The 1,830-nt window shown below is 55.2% G+C and carries 2 protein-coding genes; one reads left to right on the top strand and one right to left on the bottom strand.

The features are described from left to right. Positions 1-225: hypothetical protein (locus tag VQ045_RS21610; protein WP_331831590.1), on the top strand; the 225-nt coding region annotated here is incomplete at its 5' end. A 794-nt stretch (positions 226-1,019) separates the two neighbouring features. On the opposite strand, the gene VQ045_RS21605 is transcribed toward VQ045_RS21610, so the two are convergent. Beyond that, on the bottom strand, positions 1,020-1,830 hold an 811-nt coding region (locus tag VQ045_RS21605), incomplete at its 5' end, for a hypothetical protein (RefSeq protein WP_331831589.1).

Here is a 1,830-nt window from a genome sequence, read left to right as displayed (position 1 = left end):
GCCAGGACCGGACGGGCTGTGGGATGCCGCCGGGAGGAGCACGACCTCCAGGCCGGCGGCATGCCGCCTTCCCCGCAGAACGGAAGGCAGGCGCGGCCGTCACAAGGCCCGGTCCCCGCCGCTCCGGAAGCGGCCGAAACCGGCACCGCCCGCCAGGGATTTCTCCCCTTGGCCCAACGAACGATCCCGGTGATCATTCGCGCCCGTTCCGTGGGCCGGCGGTGATGGCAGTATGCGGGAGGGGAAAAGGGTGGGGAGAAATATTTTTGGCTATGGGCCGGAAATCCACGGTTCGGCTCCAGCGAGCACCTCGCAGAACCCCAGGCGCGCGCGTATCTTGCTGCAGGTCGCAACCGTCCTCGCCTTCGTCGCCGTGCTGCTCTTGGCAATAGGGGCGGGAGCGGACGGTTGCGACCTGTGATAGGGTGCTGCTTGGGCTGGTGAGCGGCGGTTGGAAGCGCCATGGCCGGCGTCGGGAAGTGGCCAGAAGCGCACGTTGAGCAGAGCTGCCGCTCCGATTGACATTTGGCCTCACGACCCACGGCAGACTCTACGTGAACATTTCCGCTATACGCAGAAGCAGACGTTCCGTAGAGCGGAACGCGGACCGTTGCATACGGCGAAGTGCGTCTACCATTAGTGCTCAGCCCAACAAGACGGACATCTATAGGGACAGCCCGTATCATTCCCGTGGAATGGTAGGTTTCGGGCCCGCCGACCCCAACACGGAAGTTTTAGGAAGGGAGACCCTTTAAGAGCTGGCCTGCGATCGACCGCAATGGCTATGCGAAATTCGAAACAATATTAAATTGCCTGGTCACGGCGGCCTTCAAGCCCGACTCGACTTCTGCGATCGGCACGTCCCGGCAATTGAGATCGTAATTCCCTGTGCGTGAATTGTACTCACATACTTTAAGATGGCCACTCTTGTCGGACGGGAAGTACCATCGGGGGGGAGGGGCGCTATCTACCTTTGCAGTCATGGCAGTCTACCTTTCTGGGCACGAAGATCAACATCGTTAACGATCGCGCGCGGAGCTTATCTGTTTGGCTAGGAACTGTGTAGATGCGGCTCCAACCAGACTGCCCGTCTTCGGGTCGGCGGGGCCATATGTGATGGAAAGCTCGTGTGTTCGATCTCTGCTCGTTCTGAAAAGACCGCCCCCGGTGCCGATATCGAGGCGCTCAAGGCGCCATATCGGATTGACTTGACCTCCGGTTACGACGGTAAATCGGACACGGTCTGTAAGCGCGGACTTCGCAAGAGGGTGCGTCGTGGAAATTGGAGCGTTGCCAGCGCCCGTTCCAATTGAAAATATATAGCTTAACAATGGATGGCTTATTTTAAGATCATCGAGTATAAGTAAAGATTGTATATCGCTAATTTTGAATTCAGGCGGAATGCACGGGGGCATTTGCGCGAGTTCATTCACCATATAGAAGAAGCTCATAGTTATTTTTCTTGAGGCGGCGGATGATGCAGTCAACCCTCCTCCGATCGTAAATAGCGTATTAGAAGGACTCGGCGGTGCCCATACGGCCGTGGGATTGAGTGATGACAATTCTTCTACGTACAAGTCTATAGTATATTGAACACCCCAGTTTTCGAACCATATGGCATTACGAATACCATTATTATATTTTGCAGCCAATTTGTCTTGCCAGATTACATTCTTGACGGCGGTCTGAATATCGCATTTTATCTTTGCAGCTATGTCTCTTAGTGTCGGTCCACAAAGAAGTTGAATGATATGAATCGTTTGTGATTCCATGCTGTTGATTTGATTCGACGAGGGCATGGAAGCGATGTGGACGAAAGCAAACCGCGGG

Source organism: Aurantimonas sp. E1-2-R+4, assembly GCF_036549515.1.
GTDB lineage: Bacteria > Pseudomonadota > Alphaproteobacteria > Rhizobiales > Rhizobiaceae > Aurantimonas > Aurantimonas coralicida_A.
Note: the sequence above shows the minus strand (reverse complement) of the source record. Positions and strands in the feature narration are given on the sequence as shown.